This window comes from Frischella japonica (genome assembly GCF_014489845.1).
GTDB classification, from domain to species: Bacteria; Pseudomonadota; Gammaproteobacteria; order Enterobacterales; family Orbaceae; genus Frischella; species Frischella japonica.
In genome coordinates, this window is the sequence record NZ_JABURY010000031.1 from 1 (window position 1) to 1,137 (window position 1,137).

Below are 1,137 nucleotides of genomic sequence, written 5' to 3' on the forward strand. Positions count from 1 at the left end.
CTTAACTTTTCTATTTGATTTGTTTATATTTTTAAAAGAGTGGGGGGGGCGTTTTTTTCTGTATTACATTGAAAGATTTTTGATTTTTGCGAACAATTAGATGTTAAAGATTATGGTTATCAATTATCTTTAATAGCTCAAATGATTATTAACGCATTTTGGGCGAGTCTTTCCTTCCCATTTGACCAACAAAAAATTCACGAAACTTAAACTATAGTATTTCAGAAATAAATAATTAATGATATTTCATAATACTAACGTACAAAGTTAAATTATTATTTACATTTCTATTGTTTTCAATTTTAATTTTATGTGGTCTAATATTTTTTACAAAATAAATATCGAAGAAATTTTTTATGGCTAATTTCATTAACAAAACATTTGGTGGGTTAGAAAAAAGATATTTGCTCCGACAATATTTTTTCGGTTTAGTTTATGGTATCTTTTTGTTAGTTATGCCTATAACTCACTTTAAAATACCTGAAAGTATTTTGGCAATTATATTGGTTTTGATCATGTGGGGATTATATCCATATTCTAGGTTTGTTTATGAAAGCATTATAGATTTTATAATGGGAGATAACATAATTTTCTCAAATCTGATTTTATTTTTATTTGTAAAAATAATCACCATGGGATTATGCTTCGTGTTCTCTATTTTTATAGCTCCTTTTGGATTATTGTATTTATATTTTTATCATTCTAGATTAGAAAAGCAATCCAAATCTAATATCATTGATAATGAGTTATAAAATATATCTCAACAAAAAGAGGAAAGACTAACAAAGTGATTATTTCCTCTTGGATGTCATAAAATTATTTACCAATAAAAATAAGATCGTTTATTAACTTTTCATTTCATTATCATTGAGTTTTTTGTATATTCCACAAAGGTCATGGTTAAATTTTTTGTATTAAATGGCAACTGACCTTTTTAACTTAATTTATTAATATAGTTTTCGATTTACTTTTCTATAAATGATTCAGAATTCCCTTGTTAAAGTATAATCATACTTTACAGCTAAACTCTTTAATAAAATAAAAACTGAATCTTCAAATTCTATTGGATCATTGATTAATTTTAATTTATTAAATGTATCAATTAGATAAGATTTAGTAACTTAACCATTAATTCGC

Annotated in this window: 1 protein-coding gene; it reads left to right on the plus strand. The window is 24.1% G+C overall.

Annotated elements, in window-relative coordinates; translation table 11 throughout:
- The first annotated feature begins 356 nt into the window (after nucleotides 1-356).
- Nucleotides 357-752 carry a hypothetical protein gene (locus tag FcAc13_RS12020; protein ID WP_187756466.1) on the plus strand — a complete coding sequence of 132 codons (396 nt, stop codon included), beginning with the start codon at nucleotides 357-359 and terminating at the stop codon, nucleotides 750-752.
- The last annotated feature ends 385 nt before the right edge of the window (nucleotides 753-1,137 follow it).